This is a genomic window from Agrobacterium sp. BT-220-3, assembly GCF_025910175.1.
GTDB lineage: Bacteria > Pseudomonadota > Alphaproteobacteria > Rhizobiales > Rhizobiaceae > Agrobacterium > Agrobacterium oryzihabitans.
Genome location: NZ_JAPAIX010000001.1, coordinates 926,400 through 944,686, shown reverse-complemented (window position 1 = coordinate 944,686; position 18,287 = coordinate 926,400). Strand labels below are relative to the sequence as shown.

Genomic DNA, 18,287 nt, shown 5'->3' with positions numbered 1-18,287 from the left:
CTTGCGGAAGTCGAACGGGCTTCGGGTTTTCAACAATCTGGCGGTCGCGCTGTCACGCCCGCTTGGAGAAGGCCATTTCAGCGCGCATCCAGCTCGAATCTCCCCACGTCGAGAGCCAGATCATCAGGTCGGTGAGAAAGCCGATAATCGGCAGAAGCAGCCTGTGGCCCAAGCCGCGTGTCGTCTGGTTTTTCTCGGCCTCCTGCAGATGAGCCAATTCCTGTTCTTGAATAGAGGCGATCAGCTGATAGAGATCGGGATCTCTCGCCTGCAAAAAAGCCAGCTGATCTTTGAGATGGCGGTGAACAGTGCTTTCCACGGCCTCGGTGCAAATCCAGACCATGTTACGCCCGCCAAGCGCAGTGAGAAAGCCGAGTAAAAAGCCTCCGAGGCTCCAGAAAGCCATAACGCGACAGGGTTTGGCGTTTCTGGAAGGCATGGCTTCCAGAAACTGGTGGCAATGATCTATTTCGTCGTCACGCATTTCGCGAAGTGCCGGTACGATATCCGGAAACAGCCGACGGGCGACCCAGATCTGTGCTCCGTAGATGCGGATAGCGCCAAACTCGCCAGCATGATTAACTTTGAGAATGCGTCGAACGGTGAGAGCCGGGTCGTGTTTGCTGAAACTATCGGACATATGAAGCATTGCCTACGCTTATCCGTTTCTGGAATCTGTAGTACCGATATTGTCGACGATGGCCGCCTCTCTCAATGCCACCAAGCAAATTGTACGACCGTTTTGCGATCACAGACGTCAAATATGAACACAGCCGCCTCGCATTGCTGGCGGCTGTATTGATTGTGACACCGCTAAAATGATCGAAATCATCAGCGAAGTGCGCAGTCGGCGTTAGGCCGTCGCGACCTCCCGGTCATCGAGCGCGTCGATATCCTTGGCGTTGTTGTAGACGGCTTCGTTCAGAATACCCTCGCGCTTGGCGACGATGGTGGGCACCAGCGCCTGACCGGCGACGTTGACCGCCGTGCGGCCCATGTCGAGGATCGGGTCGATGGCGAGCAGCAGGCCGACACCTTCGAGCGGCAGGCCGAGCGTGGAGAGCGTCAGCGTCAGCATCACCACCGCGCCGGTCAGGCCGGCGGTTGCTGCGGAACCGAGTACGGAGACGAAGACGATCAGCACATATTCCTGGATGCCGAGCGGCACCTGGAAGAACTGCGCGATGAAGATCGCCGAAATCGCCGGATAGATGGCGGCGCAGCCGTCCATCTTGGTGGTGGCGCCGAGCGGCACGGAGAAGGCGGCATATTCGCGCGGAACGCCCAGGCTCTTTTCCGTCACGGTTTCGGTAACGGGAAGTGTGCCGATGGAGGAACGCGAGACGAAGGCGAGCTGGATGGCCGGCCATGCGCCTGCGAAGAAGCGCGATGGCTTCAGGCCATGGGCGAGAAGCAGCGCCGGATAGACCACGAAAAGCACCAGTGCCAGACCGATATAAACGGCCGCCGCATACCAGCCGAGCTGCGAAAGCGTCGTCCAGCCATATTGATCGACCGCGCGGCCGAGCAGGCCGATGGTGCCGATCGGCGTCAGACGAATGACCCACCACAGGATCTTGCGCACGATGGCAAGCAGCGACTGGTTGAAGGCGAGGAACGGCTCCGCCGCCTTGCCCGCTTTCAGCGCTGCGACACCGAAGGCAATCGACACCACGAGCAGCTGCAGCACGTTGAAGTTCAGCGAGGTGCTGGCAGAACCATTGTTGAGCTTGGTCGAAGCCTCAAGACCAAAGACGTTGGCGGGGACAAGACCCTTCAGGAAGTCGAGCCATGATCCGGTGGAGGAGGGTGCTGCCGCTGCCGTATTGGCAATCGCCGTGTTGACGCCAGGCTGGATGACGAGGCCGAGCACGATGCCGATGACCACGGCGATCAGCGCCGTGATGGCGAACCACAGAAGCGTCTGCCATACCAGCTTTGCCGCATTGGAGAGGTTCTTGAGATTGGCGATGGAGGCGACGATGGCCGTGAAGATCAGCGGCGGAACCAGCGCGCGCAGGAGCTGCACGAAAATGCTGCCGATGGTCTGCAGCGTCACGGAAAGCCAGTTCGGGCTGCCAGCGGCATCGGGACCGATATTGCGCGCAACGAGCCCGAGCAGTAGGCCGATGACCATGGCGATCAGAACCTGAAAGCCGAAATTGCGATAAAAGGGTTTGGCCCCAGAGGGGCGGACGGGCGTCGTTGCCTGTGACATGGCGTGTCTCTTTTTTATGCAAGAAAGCGAGAATGATGCACGTTTTACACGCATTCTCGAAGGAAGGGACCGAGAATACGCCGATTTCCTCATCAAATAAGGGATGAGCTTGCGTATTTGTTGCACTACCGGTGCATTATTCTCTTATGGGCAGACAATGCGGAAAAATATTCCCGCCATCGTCGCCCTGGTCACGCACACGCTCGAACCGATGTTGGAGGCTCGGAGCCTTTAGCTTGGCAACGCCGTGACAGCACGCTCCCCCACACCGGAGTGGATCCGGGTCCATTGCGATCACGTCTCCGATCGCGGGAGTCTTCTTCCAATGCGCACACGCGCCGTTGCGTCATACCGGATCATCCTCGGGCTTGTTCCGGGGACCGGCATGACGCAGGAAAGGTTTGCGCACTTTAGCATCGGATCAGACCCGTCCTTTGTTTTCACCGCAAATCCGGTCTATGACATCATATGCAGGTGATTCCCTTGCCAGATTTCGGGTGCAACGCTTTTACGCCAATGCGATCTTACGGATATCCGCTTCCATGACTGTGCGTTTCGTCCGGCCTTTTTCGGTTGCAGCCTATCTTTCCCGCTATCTTGGTCTGGCGGCGCTTTCGCTTTTTCTCATCGCCGCCGGCATTCACCGCTTCGGGCCGTTAACGACGCCTGATCTCGTCGGGCTGCTGATGATTGCCGCCGGAATTGCCCTGGTCGCCGTGCTTCTGGCGTTGATCGGCCTCGAACGGTTATGGACGAAAGGTGCGCGGGGCGGCCTTTCGGCACTTGCGGCGCTGCTTCTGTCGGCTCTTCCGCTCGGCGTCGTCGGTTATGGCGCCTTTCTCTACTGGCAGCAGCCGAAGATTTACGACATCTCCACCGATCTTGCCGATGTGCCGGAATGGCTGGTGATGCCGGCTGCCAACCAGCAATGGCTGGTCAGGCCCGCAACCGCTGCGAAAGAGGACCGCGATGCGCAGGCCGAAGCCTATGCGAGTCTCGCCGGACGCCGTTACGAAGGCGCGATAGACCGCATTTATGCCGCCGCCAAAAAAATGGCTGCCGCTCAGAACATTCGCATCACCCACACCAAGGGCGTCATCGGCGCGGTGGAGGCTCCTCCGGTCGTCATTCCGGAACAGGGCAAGACGCCGCCCGCCGAGGAGGGGCCGGTGGAGGATCTGCCCTCCATCGTTCCGGTGCCCATGGCGCGCCCGGCGGAAGCGCCGCAGCCCACCTTTTTTAACGGCAGCGGCGTGGTGCTGATGCAGGGCGAAACCCGCACACGCATCTGGGGCCTGCGCTTCGATATCCTCATCCGCCTCAAGGAAGAGGCGGAAACCACCATCGTCGACGTGCGCGTCGCTTCCCGCTACGGCCCGCACGATCTCGGTATGGGGGCTGCGATTGCCGAAGCCTATCTCGATGCGCTGGATGCGGAAATGCAGGGGTTGAACGACAATTGATGTGTCGCTGACGCTACGCTCTTGATGAGAAACGAGAGTGTGCCGCCTGTTTCTTCTCCCCGAGGGGGAGAAGGTGGCCCGAAGGGTCGGATGAGGGGGCACGTTCTCCGAATTTCGGGAGCTTAGCCCCCTCATCCCGCTGCCGCGACCTTCTCCCCGCCGGGGAGAAGAAACAAGTGGTATCCGCTCGATCCAATCAGGGAGTAGAGTGAGAGGCGAGGTCACAACGCGCCCTGAAATGTCGCGTGCTAGAAATACCCGCTATGCCGGGAAATATTCCCCCAGCAGCGATGGCGCACCATCGGTCCGCACCTCACCCTTTTCAATCAGGTCTTCGATATGCGCCAGAACGGAAAGGGCCGCAGCCCCATGCAGGCGCTTGTCGGTGCTGGCATAGATGACCTTCACCATATCGGCGATCCGCCGGTCTCCATCTTTGATGCGCTTCAAAACCGCTTTTTCCCGCATGCGCCGATGGGCGCGCAAGCCCCGCATGAAGGCGGCGGGATCGGTGACCGGGCCGCCATGGCCGGGCAGAAACAGCCGGTCGTCGCGGGTGAGCAGCCGTTCCAGCGAGGCCATGTAATCGCTCATCGCCCCATCCGGCGGCGCGACGATGGTGGTGGCCCAGGCCATGACGTGATCGGCGGAAAAGACGATGCCGCTGCCTTCGAATGCGAAGGCGGCATGGTTGGCGGTGTGGCCCGGCGTGTGCAAGGCCGTCAGTGCCCAGCCGTCGCCGGAAAGGCTCTGCCCGTCGCCAAGCGCGATATCGGGCGCAAAAGCGGTGTCGGAGCTTTCGGCAAAGGGATTGGTCTCCCCCACATGCAGCGGACGGGCGGCCCGGTGCGGGCCTTCCGCCACCGTCAGCGCCCCGGTCGCCTCCTTCAGCCGCCGGGCAAGCGGCGAGTGATCGCGATGGGTGTGGCTGACGAAGATATGGGTGACCTCGCGGCCATCAAGCGCCGCCATCAGCGCCTGAAAATGCGCCTCATCCTCCGGGCCGGGATCGATGACGGCGACGGAACGGTCACCGACAATATAGGAATTGGTGCCATGGAAGGTGAAGGCGGAGGGATTGTTGACGGTGATGCGTTGAATGAGCGGGGCGACGGGAACCGCCTCGCCATAGGCCGGCTGGAAATCGAGATCGAATGCCGGGTCCGCCATCGAGACCTCCTGAAAAATGCCATGCCAGCTTGAGTCACGGCCTCAACCGCCCCGCCGCCCAAGCCCTAACATGCGAACTTCGCCACGGCACCCAAAAAGCTTGGGTTTTGTAAAAAAATCGGTCGCCGGGTCATTGCCGGGCCGGGCAGGCTTTGCTAATCAGGCGCGGTTCGGGCAGCGGCGTTTCGCTTCACTGCCCTGTTGGGGCGTCGCCAAGCGGTAAGGCACCGGTTTTTGGTACCGGCATTCCCAGGTTCGAATCCTGGCGCCCCAGCCAAAATTCTCATTTCACGGGCAACCCGGCTTCGCCTCGGAAATTATCGACGCCGAGCGTGGAAAATTAGCTCAAGCGCAGCTTCGACGTCGTCAGGACCACGCACCTTGAAACGTGTATTTCCTCGATCGTCTTTGATCTCCAACTTCGATACACGAGAAAAGTGATCAACTGTGCCGCGAACGGTAATAGACAGTTCCTCGGCACGGGGCTGCACAATAACGTACCAGAAGTTATCCGGGGTTTCGCTGAAGTTGCGGGATAGACCACGCTTCAGTTCTCCTGGATAGCGTTTCCGAACGCCTTCGAGCAATTGCGTGGCAGCTCTTTGCATTGGATCGGGCAACTCGCTGTGGGCCAACTGCAGAAACTCGCGATCACCTGTAGGCATTGATACCGAATATCCATCCATAGGCTTTTCGATTTCGCGGCGTACTAAAGAAATCTCGGCGGTCGACAACAGAACGATAGTTTCCTGCTGCGTCCCTACATTCAATGCAGAGGCGTCGCCGATATCGAACTCTAACGTGCCTGTTTCGGGTTCGTACTTTCCCTCGTGAAGCAACAAAATGCTGCGTTCGCCAATAGCGCTCGGGGGATTGCCCAGCAACCTCACCTGATGAGGCGGCATATCTAACCGCCATATGCCCTCTGCTAGCTTTTGCACGCCGGTCGCTGTCATTCTTAGTGACATAATGCTTTCTCCAGATATACTTCTATCTGTACAGATAAATCTGCAGATAGTCAATTCAGATAAGCTGAAGGCATGGTTCGGGTGCGGTTGCCTGATGACAAGCACTTATAAACAGGTTCAGAATTTTGGACGGCGATAGAAGACAACGTTGCGAGTAGAGAAGTTCCCTCCAACAAAAACGCCGCGCATCCGGAGACACGCGGCGTCCAATCCTAAATCGCACCTAAGCCTTAGAGCGCGATATCCGGCACCTTCTTCACCGGCGCGCCCGCAGGCGCCGAACCGGCACCCTTCAGCGCCTCAAGGTCGATCTGCGGCGGGGTCGGCAGCTGCAGGTGTTCGGCGGTGTAGGCCCATTCCTGCTGTACCTTTTCCGGGTTGTCATTGAGCTTCGTGCCGTAGCTCGGCACGATCTGGCGGATCTTGGCCTGCCATTCCGGCGTTGCCACCTTGTTCTTGAAGACCTTTTCCAGAACGCTCAGCATGATCGGTGCGGCCGTGGAAGCGCCCGGCGAAGCGCCGAGCAGGCCGGCGATGCTGCCGTCCTTGGCGGCGACGACTTCGGTTCCGAGCCGCAGCACGCCACCCTTTTCCGCGTCGCGCTTGATGATCTGCACGCGCTGGCCGGCCTGCCACAGGCGCCATTCGCCCTGCTTGGCATTGGGGAAATATTCCTTCAGCGCGGCAAAACGGTCGTCATCCGACATCATCAGCTGGCCGGCGAGATATTCCACCAGCGGATATTCATCGATGCCCACCCGCACCATCGGCCAGGCATTGCTTGTCGTGACGGAGGAGACGAGATCGAAATAGGAACCTTCCTTCAGGAACTTGGTCGAGAAGGTGGCGAAAGGTCCGAACAGGATGACGCGCTTGCCGCCCAGCACGCGGGTATCGAGATGCGGAACCGACATAGGCGGCGAGCCGACCGAGGCCTTGCCATAGGCCTTGGCCAGATGCTGCATCGTCACATCAGGGTTTTCATTGATGAGGAAGGAGCCGCCCACCGGGAAACCGGCATAATCATCGCCTTCCGGAATGCCGGACATCTGCAAGAGGTGCAGCGCGCCGCCACCGGCGCCGATGAAGACGAATTTCGCATCCACCACCTGTTCGGCATCGGTCTTCGTGTTGGTGTAGGTCACGCGCCAGCTGCCATCGGCATTACGCTGGATATCGGAAACCTCGCTGTTGACCTGCAGGTCGAAGTTCTGGTCACCCTGCAGATGCGATACGAACTGCCGGGTGATTTCGCCGAATTCCATGTCGGTGCCGAGTGGCGACCAGGTCGCGCCGATCTTCTGGGAAGGATCGCGACCTTCCATCATCAGCGGCACCCACTTCTTGATCTGCTCCGGATCAGTGGAATATTCCATGCCCGCGAAAAGCGGGCTGGCTTTGAGCGCCTGATAGCGCTTTTCCAGATAGGCGACGTTTTCATCGCCCCAGACGAAGCTCATATGCGGCGTGTGGTTGATGAAGGAACGCGGGTTCTTCAAAACGCCGTTGCGCACCTGCCATGCCCAGAACTGCCGGGAAATCTGGAAGGATTCGTTGATGTTGACGGCTTGGCTGATCTTGATGTTGCCGTTGTCGTCTTCCGGTGTGTAGTTGAGTTCGGCAAGCGCGGAGTGGCCGGTGCCGGCATTGTTCCAGCCGTTGGAGCTTTCAAGCGCCACGCCGTCCAGCCGCTCCAGCATCTGCATCGACCAGGTGGGCTCGAGTTCGCGCAGCCACACGCCAAGCGTTGCGCTCATGATGCCGCCGCCGATGAGAAGCACATCGACCTTCTTGGCGGCCGTGTTGGCGAGAAGCGGTGTAACCGGCAGCGCGGCTGCGGCAATGCCGGCGAGCGCGCCGCCCAGAACCTGTCGGCGGTTCATGGGAAATGCGTTGGAAAGGGAGGTTTCCTTGGAAAGATCAGTGAGCTGGGATTTGTCTTGATCGATGGGAGTCACGGCCATACCTGATTCTTGTTTTGTGTTAAAAACATTCCTCCCATTCGCCCCGTTACAGCAAAGCGTAAACCGGCACAACCCGGACTCATTCACTCCAGTTCAAGCGTTTTTGCGGGGGGTTTACCGGGACATAAGGTCGCAAACGCGATTTTCGCCGCCTTGCGAATTGTCATTTTTTAGGATTACGAAGATTAGGCGCGGCTTTCAAACGGTTGAAAACGTCCTGCGTGCAAGATGCCGCGGAAAGGCCAGCGAGCCGCCGTTTGCGGAGCTACAGCGGAAGGGCTGGGCCATGGCAGGCAAATTTTTTTTCAGGAAAATGACAATAGTCCCCAAAAAGTGAAAGGCCCGCCGGTGTGGGCGGGCCTTGCTGTTCCATTTGCTTGCCGAAAAGCTCAGTTTGCGGCGAGGAATTCCGCGCAGTAGCTCGGACCGTTGACGCCGGGGCGGTCGGAGACCGTGCGCACCGAGGTGATCGTATAGTCGCTGGAAACGACAAGCTGCACCGTGCAGGAGAGCGAGGCGGTGCGGGCAGGCGAGATCTGGCGACCCTTCTTGCCGTCCTTGCCTTCTTCGAACTTGGCCGGAATGGTGGCCTTCTTGTAGCCGCCGCGCCAATTATAGACGGTCGAGCTGCCGGTCTCCGTGTCGCTCAGCGGCGGGCCGAATTTTGCGAAGAAAATACCTGCCGACTGGCCGACCCACCGCGTTTCAACGGGGCTCTTCTGGGTGAAGGAAGGGGCGGAGCCGCCCGTGGAGGTCGTGCAGGCGGAGAGCGCAATGGCAAACGCTGCGAGCGTTACGCTGCGAAATAGCATGGTGAAATGTCCTTTGTGCCGTGTCCGGCTTCCCGCCGGTCATTCCGTTCCCCTAGCAGATTTGACGGCGACGGGCAGGGGAGGCGTGCTGCCTGACGAAAATTTCCTGCCACAATTGCTTTTTTGTAACGTTTTCGGCCATCCCGGCCCGCGCCGCGGACACCAGTCGGCCGCCCTTCGCCACGCCGGGAGAACTTGTCATAAAAAATGCAATATGCCGCTTGTCGAATGCCGGAGGCTGGTCTATAGAAGCGCCGCTGGTCACGGAGTGTAGCGCAGTCTGGTAGCGCACCACGTTCGGGACGTGGGGGTCGGAGGTTCGAATCCTCTCACTCCGACCAGCTTAAGCCCAATAGTTCCCGAGGGCTTGAAACCAATCCCGATAGTTACTGAAAATCCTTCGAAGTCTTGTACCGAAACGGGACCGTTTAGAATGCATTCGCGCACCCGCGCCCGCAAATCAGAGCTTTAACGACTGCACGGGCAGTCAGCTACTCATTCCCGCCAGCGCGAGAATGAGAAAAACGCGGACAACAGCTTCGGACAAAAGTAATAGCCTCAACGTAAGTGCGGTCTATCGCCATTAGCGATAGCGGTAATCACCACGCCAGTCCCGACGGTCGCGCCAATCCCTCCGGTCGCGCCAGTCGCGACGGTCATAGTCACGATAGTGGCGATCGCGGTCATAGCTGCGGTAATAAACGCCGGTCGTATAATATCCGCCGCTCCGGTATCCTCGATCGTCGACACAGCCGCTCAGGATGCCCACCGAAACCAGGCAGATCGCTGCAGTCAGAATTTTCATGATCTTCATCTCCCAATGACGGACTCTAACGTGCGCTTGAGTACGCAGTTCCATTGCTGTGAGAGTGAGCTGTCGACCATTAACCGGGCCTGAACGCGGCTCCACGGGTTTCCCCTGTCGATGGTCGTGGCTGGACTATCCGGGCACCACGCAGGCTGCAACGCCAGTGCGAAGCGGTGCCACCGCGCTCGCCATCTTCCCGGCTCAGCTTGCGTTCGGAAATCTGATGAGTTTGCCGGTATCGACTGTAAAGAAGCCATTCTCAGCGCAGCCATAGGGAACGCAACCGCGCCTCACCCGTTATCCATTCACAACGACAATGGAGGATAACATGCTAAAGGGTATTGCGCTGTGGGCTATGGGCGTTCCGGTTGTGGTGATCATTCTGCTTTATATGTTCGTGTTTTAAGCGGCGCCTACACAACGGCCCGCAAACGAAAAAAGGCGACCGCATCGCGGTCGCCTTTTCTGTTCGTATCGGAACGTCCTCAGTCCAGATTGCTGATCAGTCGCGAGGCTGTTACGCCATCCGTGCGGCGGATGTCGATTTCGTCGCGGTGTTTGGCCAGCAGTTCGCTTGCCAGAAGCTTCTCAGCCAGATGCGCGGGCAGGGACAGGATGACCCGGTCGCCCTGTTCCTCGGTCGCGCCAACGCTGCGCTTGCCGGTGATCATGCCGCCCGCAACCGTGTTGTTGGTATCAGGGTCGATCAGGATGAAGGAGCCGGTTGCCCGGTTCTGCTCATAGGCATCGAAGATCGCCGTCTCGTCAAAGGAGAGCCGCACCTTGCCGATGGCGTTCATGGAGAGCGACGTTTCATGCGCCTGCCATTCGCCTTCTTTCAGGTTCAGCTGGCTCACCGGCTGCACGCTGACGCGCTGGCGGCGGCTGCCGCTTTTCAGCCAGTAGCGCTTGCCTGCCTCGATGCCGCCCGGCTGCAAGGCCACGATCTGGGCGTCGAAGGCAAGGCCCGTCTGCGGCTGTGCCTCGATGGAGACGATCATGTCGCCGCGCGACACGTCCACCTGACGATCAAGGACGAGCGTGACCGCATCACCCGCGACGGCGGCGTTACGCACCAGATCGAAAGTGACGATCTGCTTGACATTGGCGACCATGCCCGAAGGCAGGATGACGACGCTGTCGCCCGGCTTGACCGAGCCACCGGCAACCGTGCCCTGATAGCCACGAAAGCTCTCACCGGGTCGCGATACGCGCTGCACCGGCAGGCGGAAGCCGCCGGACTGTGCGGAGCGAACGGTGGCAAGCTCCAGCGTTTCAACGAGCGTCGGACCTTCATACCAGGGCATGGAGGCCTTGCCTGAGAGCACGACGTTTTCGCCCTTCAGCGCTGACATCGGAATGGCGGTAATCTGCTTGATTCCGAGATCGGAGGCGAAATCGCGGAACTCGTGGGCGATCAGCTCAAAACCGGCCTTGTCATAATTTGTCAGGTCGATCTTGTTGACGGCCAGCACGAATTGCCTGATGCCCATCAGCGCGGCGATGGTGGCGTGGCGGCGTGTCTGCTCCAGAATGCCGGTGCGCGCGTCGACCAGCAGCACGGCGAGATCGGCCGTGGAAGCGCCGGTCGCCATGTTGCGGGTATATTGCTCATGGCCGGGCGTATCGGCAACGATGAAGGCGCGCCGATCGGTGGCGAAATAACGATAGGCGACATCGATGGTGATGCCCTGTTCGCGCTCCGCCTGCAGGCCGTCCAGCAGCAGCGCGAAATCGGGCAGGCCGAGATCGTTCTGTTTGCCGCTGTCGCGGTGCAGGGTTGCGGCCTGGTCTTCCTTGACGGCCTTGGTGTCCCAGAGAAGACGGCCGATCAGGGTCGACTTGCCGTCATCCACGCTGCCGCAGGTGATGAGGCGCAGCGGGCGCGTGTCGCGCGCCGCCTTCGAATGCTCGGCAAAGGGCAGAATGGTGGCGGAAGAGGCGTTGGGGGTCGCAGCAGCACTCATCAGAAATACCCCTCGCGCTTCTTCTTCTCCATCGAGCCGGACTGATCGCGGTCAATCGCGCGGCCCTGCCGTTCGGAAACGGTGGCGATTTCGAGTTCAGCGATCACGTCCTGAAGCGTCGCCGCCTCGGAGCGGATCGCGCCCGTCAGCGGGAAGCAGCCGAGTGTGCGGAAGCGGATCGAGCCATGCTTAATCTCTTCGCCGGGCAGCAGTTCCAGACGCTCGTCTTCAGCAAGGATCATCATGCCGTCGCGCTCGATGTAAGGACGCTCGGCAGCGTAATAGAGCGGTACCAGCGGAATGTTTTCCGCCTCGATGTAACGCCAGATGTCGACTTCGGTCCAGTTGGACAGCGGGAAGGCACGCACGCTTTCGCCCTTGCGGACCATGCCGTTGTAGATGTTCCACAGTTCCGGACGCTGGTTGCGCGGGTCCCATTTGTGGTCGGGCGTGCGGAAGGAATAGATGCGCTCCTTGGCGCGGCTCGCTTCCTCGTCGCGCCGAGCGCCGCCAAAGGCCGCGTCGAACTGGCCGGCATCCAGCGCCTGGCGCAGCGCTTCTGTCTTCATGATGTCGGTGTAAAGCGCCGAACCATGGGAGAAAGGCGTGACGTTTTCGCTCGCACCGCGCGGATTGGTATGGGAAATAAGATCGAGATCATATTCCTTGACGATATTGTCGCGGAATTCGATCATTTCCTTGAATTTCCAGCCCGTATTGACGTGCAGCAGCGGGAAGGGGATGCGGCCGGGGAAGAAAGCCTTGCGCGCCAGGTGCAGCAGCACGGAACTATCCTTGCCGATGGAATAGAGCATGACAGGGTTGTCGAATTCGGCGGCGACTTCGCGGAAGATGTGAATAGCTTCGTTTTCAAGCGCCTTCAGATGGGGATCGAGCGGCGGCTTGGATGCGACAGTATTCTTGCTGTCCGTCTCGTGGACTGCGTTGGACATTGTGAACTCCGGGAGATGGTCTGAATGATTATCGTTGCGGGATGGCGGAAACGGCGGATGTCTGCTCCGCACCGGCGACGTGAAGACCGCATTCGCGCTTCTCGTCGTTTTCCCACCACCATCGTCCGGCGCGCTCAGGCTCGCCGGGCTTGATGGCGCGCGTACACGGCTCGCAGCCGATGGAGGGGTAACCGCGCTGGTGCAACGGATTGACGGGGATGTTCTCCTGGGCGACATGCGCCCGGATGAGGTCTATATCCCAGTCAGCCAGGGGATTGATCTTGATAAGATTACGCTCGGCGTCGAATTCGGCGAAAGGCGTCGTGGCGCGATTGCCGGACTGGCCGCGTCTGAGGCCGGTGATCCAGAAGGCGGCGCCTTCCAGCGCCTTGCCGAGCGGGATGAGCTTTCTGACATGACAGCAGGCGTGACGGGCTTCGACGCTTTCGTAAAAACCGTTCAGCCCGTATTTTTCGGCGTAAGCGTCGATATCGTCCTGCTCCGGGCGGAAGCGGCGGATTTCGATGCCGAAACGCTCTTCGGTTTCATCGATGAGATCGACGGTTTCCTTGAACAGGCGGCCGGTTTCGAGTGTCACCACATCGATCGGCAGGCGGTGAGTGCCGATGGCTGCCGTGATGACCTGATCCTCGATGCCGAGGCTGGTGGTGAAGACTGCGCGCCCGCCAAGGCCAGCGACAAAGGAAAGGCGCCCGGCAAGATCGAGCCCGGCAAGCGTGGCATCGAGGGAAGCGGTATCGGCAGAGGCATTTGCTGAATTGATCGTCATTGTCACGTCCGGGATTTCCATGGCCGATTATTGTTGAAATCCGGCCTCTGGAACAGAAATGACAGTCTTTGTGCGCTGCGCTTCAGAGCAAAAATGCCTCTCGCGCGCGTGGTATGAGCAAAAGATGCCCGTTCACCTTCTTTGCCGCTTGGATTTGAATTGTGACAACTTCTGCGCTAAGCCGGAATTGCCGGGTTTCCGGGCTTGTGATCTACTGGTTTTACGATGATTTCGCAGAAGGCAAAATATGCGCTGAGGGCGCTCCTTTCGCTGGCCAAGGCCGACGGGGCCTGTCCTGTGCAGATTTCCGACATTGCCCGCGAGCAGGCCATTCCGAAAAAGTTTCTGGAACAGATACTTCTTGAAATGAAGAAGGAACGTATCGTCGAAAGCCGACGCGGCAAGCAGGGCGGTTATCTCCTGGCGCGCCCGGCCTCGGATATCACCTTCGGCGAGGTGCTGCGCCTCATCGACGGGCCGCTCGCCCCCTTGCCGTGCCTGTCGCAGACCGCATATCGCCGCTGCGAGGATTGCGACGGCGAGAAGCAATGCGAGATACGCCACGTGTTCGCACGTGTGGCCGATGCCACCCGCAACATCCTTTTCAATACCACGATTGCGGATGCTGTTGCGGGTGTCGACGTGCCGGAGCTTTTGACGGCCTGACCGCTCGGCGGCATTTGGCCTGCGCCGGCTGTTCCCACCCTCATTCCTGTGCTTGTCACAGGAATCCAGCCAGTCCAAGTCCTTGGGCTGAGAAGAGTCTTTTCGCCGCGCAGACGCGCGTCGGCTGGATTCCTGTGACAAGCACAGGAATGAGGGGAGGGACAGGGTGCGCCGTGTCTACCGCGAGCTTGAGCCCGCTGAACGGACAGCCCTGTGCTGATACGTCTCTCCCATCCCCTCGCACCGCCCGACGAAAAAATCGTCTAAAACCCCATAATATTTTTCGCCGTCAGCGTAAAAAATCGTCAAAAATGTGAAATGCTTTTGCATTCAGCAAAGTTTTACACGACGCTTGTTGCGCCTTTCGCTTATGCTGCGCTGTATTTGTTGCCCGGGGAAACGCTCTCGGGAAACACTTTTTCGATCGTATTCAGCCTCATTGACCAACTCTACTCAGCCGGTAGAGTTAAGCCATCGCAATCAGGAGGGAATACCGATGTCCAAGTTTCTGTCCGGTTTGAGCGCTGTCGCTCTCGGCCTGTCCCTGACATTGGGGGGCGTTGGTTCGGCGGTTGCACAGACCAAGCTTCTTAATGTGTCCTACGATCCGACCCGCGAACTCTACAAGGATTTCAACGAGGCCTTCGCCAAGAAGTGGAAGGCTGACACGGGTGAGGATGTGACCATCCAGCAGTCGCATGGCGGCTCCGGCAAGCAGGCGCGTTCTGTCATCGACGGTCTGGAGGCGGATGTGGTGACGCTGGCGCTGCAGAGCGATATCGACGCCATTGTCGAAAATTCCGGCAAGATCAACAAGGACTGGCGCTCCCGTCTGCCGCACAATTCCTCGCCTTACACCTCCACCATCGTGTTCCTAGTCCGTAAGGGCAACCCCAAGGGCATCCATAATTGGGGCGATCTGGTGAAGGGCGACATCCAGATCGTCACGCCGAACCCGAAGACCTCGGGCGGCGCACGCTGGAATTATCTTGCCGCCTGGGCCTGGGCCAATGAAGAGTTCAAGGGCGACAAGGACAAGATCAAGGCCTATGTCGGCGAACTCTACAAGCGTGCTCCCGTGCTCGACACCGGCGCCCGCGGCTCCACGGTCACCTTCGCACAGCGCCAGATCGGCGACGTGCTGCTGGCCTGGGAAAACGAAGCCTATCTCGCCGGCCAGGAATTCGGTGCTGACGCCTTCGATATCGTCGTTCCGCCGATCTCGATCCTTGCCGAACCGCCGGTCGCCGTGGTTGACGCCAATGTCGACGCCAAGGGCACCCGCAAGGTGGCAGAAGCCTATCTGCAATATCTCTATTCCGATGAAGGCCAGAATATCGCGGCGAAGCACTTCTATCGTCCGTCGAACCCGGCTGTGGTCAACAAGGATCTGCTCAAGCAGCTGCCCGATATCAAGCTTGTCACCATCGACGATCCGCAGTTTGGCGGTTGGGCCAAGGCGCAGCCTGAACATTTCGGTGATGGCGGCATCTTCGACCAGATTTACAAGCCCGCCAAGTAAGCGGATGATGGGCTGAAAGAGATTGCCCGCCCGAAAGGGAAGCAGAATAACAGCAGCTCGATCGACCGGACACCATGCCGGTCGATCCTTTATAACAAGGCCGGGGAACACCGGCTCCCAGAGAGCATTTCCAGGAAAACTGGACCCCGGTTTTCTGTCTGGAAATGCGTCAAACTAAAGATTATCCGGAGCCTTGATGAGCAATAATACATCCGGAAACAGGTGGAAGTGGCGGCAGTCGAGCGTAATACCCGGCTTCGGCCTGACGCTTGGTTACACGGTAACCTATCTGTTTCTCATCATTCTTATTCCGCTGGGCGGCCTCATCTGGTCCACGGCGAAACTGGGTTTTTCAGATTTCATTGCGATCGCCACCGACAGCCGCACGCTGAATGCGCTGCGTGTCAGTTTCGGCACGGCATTTCTCGCCGCGCTGGTCAATGCGGTTTTCGGCGTCATCGTCGCCTGGGTTCTGACGCGATATCGTTTTCCCGGCCGCCGCTTCGTTGATGCCATCGTGGATTTGCCCTTCGCCCTGCCGACGGCGGTCGCCGGCATCGCGCTCACCACGCTTTATGCCAATCGCGGCTGGGTCGGCTCGCTGTTCGAACCTTTCGGCATCAAGATCGCGTTCACGCCGACCGGCATCGTCATCGCGCTCATCTTCATCGGCCTGCCATTCGTGGTCCGCACCGTGCAGCCAGTCATGGAAGAGATCGACCGGCAGGTGGAGGAGGTCGCGGCAACGCTTGGCGCCAACCGTTTCCAGACCATCACCCGCGTTCTGCTGCCGAGCCTCACACCGGCCATCCTCACGGGTTTCGCGCTCGCCTTCGCACGCGGCGTCGGTGAATACGGCTCGGTCATCTTCATCGCCGGCAATATTCCCTACGTATCGGAAATCGCGCCGCTCCTCATCGTCATACGGCTGGAGGAGTTCAACTATGCGGCCGCGACCGGCATTGCCACCATCATGCTGATCATCTCCTTCGCCATGCTGTTCCTCATCAATCTCATTCAGGCCTGGAGCCGCAAGAGGTACGGTTATGTCTGACGCTTCCCGCACGTCTGCCCGGCCGTTCCGTGATCCCGCCAGCGAGAGCCTGCCAGCCCGGCTGGCGCTGATCGCCGTCGCCTTCCTTTTCCTTGCGGCCTTCCTGGTGCTGCCGCTGGTATCGGTATTTTTCGAAGCCTTCCGAAAAGGCGCCGACGCTTTCTTGGAGGCGATCGTCGAGCCGGATGCGCTCTCCGCCATCCGCCTGACGCTGCTTGTCGCCGCCATTTCGGTGCCGCTCAACCTCATTTTCGGGGTTGCCGCCGCCTGGGCAATCGCGAAGTTCGAATTCAAGGGCAAGGCGTTTCTGATAACGCTGATCGACCTGCCGTTCTCGATCTCGCCGGTCATATCCGGTCTGGTCTATGTCATCCTGTTCTCCTCGCACAGCGTGCTCGGGCCATGGCTGAAGGGGTACGGCATTGAAATCCTCTTCGCCGTTCCCGGCATCGTGCTTGCCACCATCTTCGTGACCTTTCCTTTCGTGGCGCGAGAATTGATCCCGCTGATGCAGGATCAGGGCAATGGCGACGAGGAGGCGGCGATTTCGCTCGGCGCATCCGGCTGGCAGACCTTCTGGTATGTCACGCTGCCGAATATCAAATGGGGCCTGCTTTACGGCGTGCTGCTCTGCAACGCCCGCGCCATGGGTGAGTTCGGCGCGGTCTCGGTAGTGTCTGGCCATATTCGCGGTGAGACCAACACCATGCCGCTGCATGTCGAGATCCTCTATAATGAGTACAATATCGGTGCTGCCTTTGCGGTGGCGACGCTGCTGGCCGGTCTGGCGCTCGTGACGCTCGTTCTCAAAACCATTCTCGAAATACGCTTTGGCGCGGGCAACGCAGCCGGCAAGCATTGAAAGGCATATTCATGGAAGTGAAAGTTTCCGGCATCACCAAGCAGTTCGATCGCTTTCCGGCGCTGAACGACGTGTCGCTCGACATTCGTTCCGGCGAGCTGATCGCGCTGCTCGGTCCCTCCGGCTCCGGCAAGACGACGCTGCTGCGCCTCATCGCCGGCCTGGAGCAGCCGACCGAAGGCCACATTTTCTTTGGCGATGAGGATGCCTCGCACCGCACGGTGCAGGAACGCAATGTCGGTTTCGTCTTTCAGCACTACGCGCTGTTCCGCCACATGACGGTGGCGGAGAACATCGCCTTCGGCCTCAAGGTGCGTCCCTCCGCCAAGCGCCCGCCAAAGGCCGAAATCCGCAGACGGGTATCCGAGCTTCTCGACATGGTGCATCTCTCCGGTCTCGAAAAGCGCTATCCGACGCAGCTTTCCGGCGGCCAGCGCCAGCGCGTGGCGCTTGCCCGCGCGGTCGCTATCGAGCCAAAGGTCCTGCTTCTCGATGAACCGTTCGGCGCGCTCGACGCCAAGGTGCGCAAGGAGCTGCGCCGCTGGCTGCGCGAATTCCACGACCGCACCGGCCACACCACCGTCTTCGTCACGCACGATCAGGAAGAAGCGTTGGAGCTGGCAGACCGCGTCGTCGTCATGAGCCAGGGCAAGATTGAGCAGGTCGGCACGGCGGATGACGTCTACGACACGCCCAATTCCCCCTTCGTCTTCTCCTTCATCGGCGAATCCTCAAGCCTGCCGGTAACAATCCGTGAAGGCCATGTGCTTTTTCAGGGGGAAAGCATCGGTATCGATGAGAGCGGCGATGGCGATGGCGAGCTTTTCTTCCGTCCGGAAGATGTGGCGCTGACGGCGGAGAAGGACGCGCTTTACGGCAAGGTCACCACCTGTCGCCGCCTCGCCGGCACGCGCATCGCGGAAATCGACATCGCCAATAATGGCCACGAGCCCTATCACCTTGAAATCGAGGTGCCGCTCAACGCCGCCGTCGCAGTGGGCGCCGAACTGCGCTTCCGCCCGACGCGGTGGAAGATTTTCCGCAAATAACGGGCGGCGGGTTGCTATGCC

The 18,287-nt window shown here is 59.6% G+C and carries 16 protein-coding genes and 2 tRNA genes; 8 read left to right on the top strand and 10 right to left on the bottom strand.

Annotated features, from left to right (window positions below):
• Positions 1-52: 52 nt before the first annotated feature.
• Together OK142_RS04870 and OK142_RS04865 are read right to left on the bottom strand one after the other, a co-directional pair.
• Positions 53-649, bottom strand: a complete 597-nt coding sequence (locus OK142_RS04870; protein ID WP_313609500.1) for a demethoxyubiquinone hydroxylase family protein — start codon at positions 647-649, stop codon at positions 53-55.
• A gap of 204 nt (positions 650-853) precedes the next feature.
• Positions 854-2,218: a dicarboxylate/amino acid:cation symporter gene (locus tag OK142_RS04865; RefSeq protein ID WP_498681370.1), complete on the bottom strand. Its 1,365-nt coding sequence runs from the start codon at positions 2,216-2,218 to the stop codon at positions 854-856.
• Between the two features lie 542 nt (positions 2,219-2,760).
• Here OK142_RS04865 and OK142_RS04860 point away from each other — a divergent pair.
• The gene (locus OK142_RS04860) at positions 2,761-3,681 is read left to right on the top strand and encodes a DUF1499 domain-containing protein (RefSeq protein WP_498681368.1); all 921 of its coding nucleotides are present in this window, start codon (positions 2,761-2,763) and stop codon (positions 3,679-3,681) included.
• Positions 3,682-3,942: 261 nt separating this feature from the next.
• On the opposite strand, the gene OK142_RS04855 is transcribed toward OK142_RS04860, so the two are convergent.
• Positions 3,943-4,851 (bottom strand): MBL fold metallo-hydrolase, encoded by a 909-nt coding sequence (locus OK142_RS04855; protein WP_498681365.1) that lies wholly within the window; start codon positions 4,849-4,851, stop codon positions 3,943-3,945.
• A 202-nt stretch (positions 4,852-5,053) separates the two neighbouring features.
• Between OK142_RS04855 and OK142_RS04850 the strand changes: the two genes are divergently transcribed.
• Positions 5,054-5,128 (top strand) — tRNA-Gln (locus OK142_RS04850).
• 40 nt (positions 5,129-5,168) lie between these two features.
• On the opposite strand, the gene OK142_RS04845 is transcribed toward OK142_RS04850, so the two are convergent.
• The 3 genes from OK142_RS04845 to OK142_RS04835 form a co-directional block, all read right to left on the bottom strand.
• Positions 5,169-5,819, bottom strand: a complete 651-nt coding sequence (locus OK142_RS04845) for a hypothetical protein (protein WP_498681364.1) — start codon at positions 5,817-5,819, stop codon at positions 5,169-5,171.
• Positions 5,820-6,049: 230 nt separating this feature from the next.
• On the bottom strand, positions 6,050-7,783 hold the full coding sequence (gene mqo, locus OK142_RS04840) for a malate dehydrogenase (quinone) (protein WP_498681362.1): 1,734 nt from the start codon (positions 7,781-7,783) through the stop codon (positions 6,050-6,052).
• Between the two features lie 389 nt (positions 7,784-8,172).
• Positions 8,173-8,595, bottom strand: a complete 423-nt coding sequence (locus OK142_RS04835; RefSeq protein ID WP_003494303.1) for a hypothetical protein — start codon at positions 8,593-8,595, stop codon at positions 8,173-8,175.
• Between the two features lie 264 nt (positions 8,596-8,859).
• Between OK142_RS04835 and OK142_RS04830 the strand changes: the two genes are divergently transcribed.
• Positions 8,860-8,936: transfer RNA gene (locus tag OK142_RS04830), tRNA-Pro, on the top strand.
• A 242-nt stretch (positions 8,937-9,178) separates the two neighbouring features.
• On the opposite strand, the gene OK142_RS04825 is transcribed toward OK142_RS04830, so the two are convergent.
• The 4 genes from OK142_RS04825 to OK142_RS04810 all read right to left on the bottom strand — a co-directional run bounded on the left by OK142_RS04825 (position 9,179) and on the right by OK142_RS04810 (position 13,134).
• A complete protein-coding gene (locus tag OK142_RS04825; RefSeq protein WP_035241752.1) occupies positions 9,179-9,400 on the bottom strand; it encodes a hypothetical protein in 222 nt (73 codons plus the stop codon).
• Between the two features lie 488 nt (positions 9,401-9,888).
• Positions 9,889-11,370, bottom strand: a complete 1,482-nt coding sequence (cysN, locus tag OK142_RS04820) for a sulfate adenylyltransferase subunit CysN (RefSeq protein ID WP_498681359.1) — start codon at positions 11,368-11,370, stop codon at positions 9,889-9,891.
• Positions 11,370-12,323 carry a sulfate adenylyltransferase subunit CysD gene (gene cysD, locus OK142_RS04815; RefSeq protein ID WP_216330926.1) on the bottom strand — a complete coding sequence of 318 codons (954 nt, stop codon included), beginning with the start codon at positions 12,321-12,323 and terminating at the stop codon, positions 11,370-11,372. Before cysD ends, cysN begins: the two co-directional genes overlap by 1 nt.
• Before the next feature lie 28 nt (positions 12,324-12,351).
• The gene (locus OK142_RS04810) at positions 12,352-13,134 is read right to left on the bottom strand and encodes a phosphoadenylyl-sulfate reductase (protein WP_498681357.1); all 783 of its coding nucleotides are present in this window, start codon (positions 13,132-13,134) and stop codon (positions 12,352-12,354) included.
• A gap of 204 nt (positions 13,135-13,338) precedes the next feature.
• Between OK142_RS04810 and OK142_RS04805 the strand changes: the two genes are divergently transcribed.
• From OK142_RS04805 to OK142_RS04785, 5 genes are all read left to right on the top strand, one after another.
• A complete protein-coding gene (locus OK142_RS04805; protein ID WP_082183884.1) occupies positions 13,339-13,779 on the top strand; it encodes an RrF2 family transcriptional regulator in 441 nt (146 codons plus the stop codon).
• A 496-nt stretch (positions 13,780-14,275) separates the two neighbouring features.
• Positions 14,276-15,301: a sulfate ABC transporter substrate-binding protein gene (locus OK142_RS04800; RefSeq protein ID WP_082183885.1), complete on the top strand. Its 1,026-nt coding sequence runs from the start codon at positions 14,276-14,278 to the stop codon at positions 15,299-15,301.
• Positions 15,302-15,497: 196 nt separating this feature from the next.
• Positions 15,498-16,355 (top strand): sulfate ABC transporter permease subunit CysT, encoded by an 858-nt coding sequence (gene cysT, locus OK142_RS04795; RefSeq protein ID WP_003509001.1) that lies wholly within the window; start codon positions 15,498-15,500, stop codon positions 16,353-16,355.
• A complete protein-coding gene (gene cysW, locus OK142_RS04790) occupies positions 16,348-17,217 on the top strand; it encodes a sulfate ABC transporter permease subunit CysW (RefSeq protein ID WP_498681355.1) in 870 nt (289 codons plus the stop codon). Before cysT ends, cysW begins: the two co-directional genes overlap by 8 nt.
• Positions 17,218-17,228: 11 nt before the next feature.
• Positions 17,229-18,266 carry a sulfate/molybdate ABC transporter ATP-binding protein gene (locus tag OK142_RS04785; RefSeq protein ID WP_498681352.1) on the top strand — a complete coding sequence of 346 codons (1,038 nt, stop codon included), beginning with the start codon at positions 17,229-17,231 and terminating at the stop codon, positions 18,264-18,266.
• Positions 18,267-18,287: the final 21 nt, after the last annotated feature.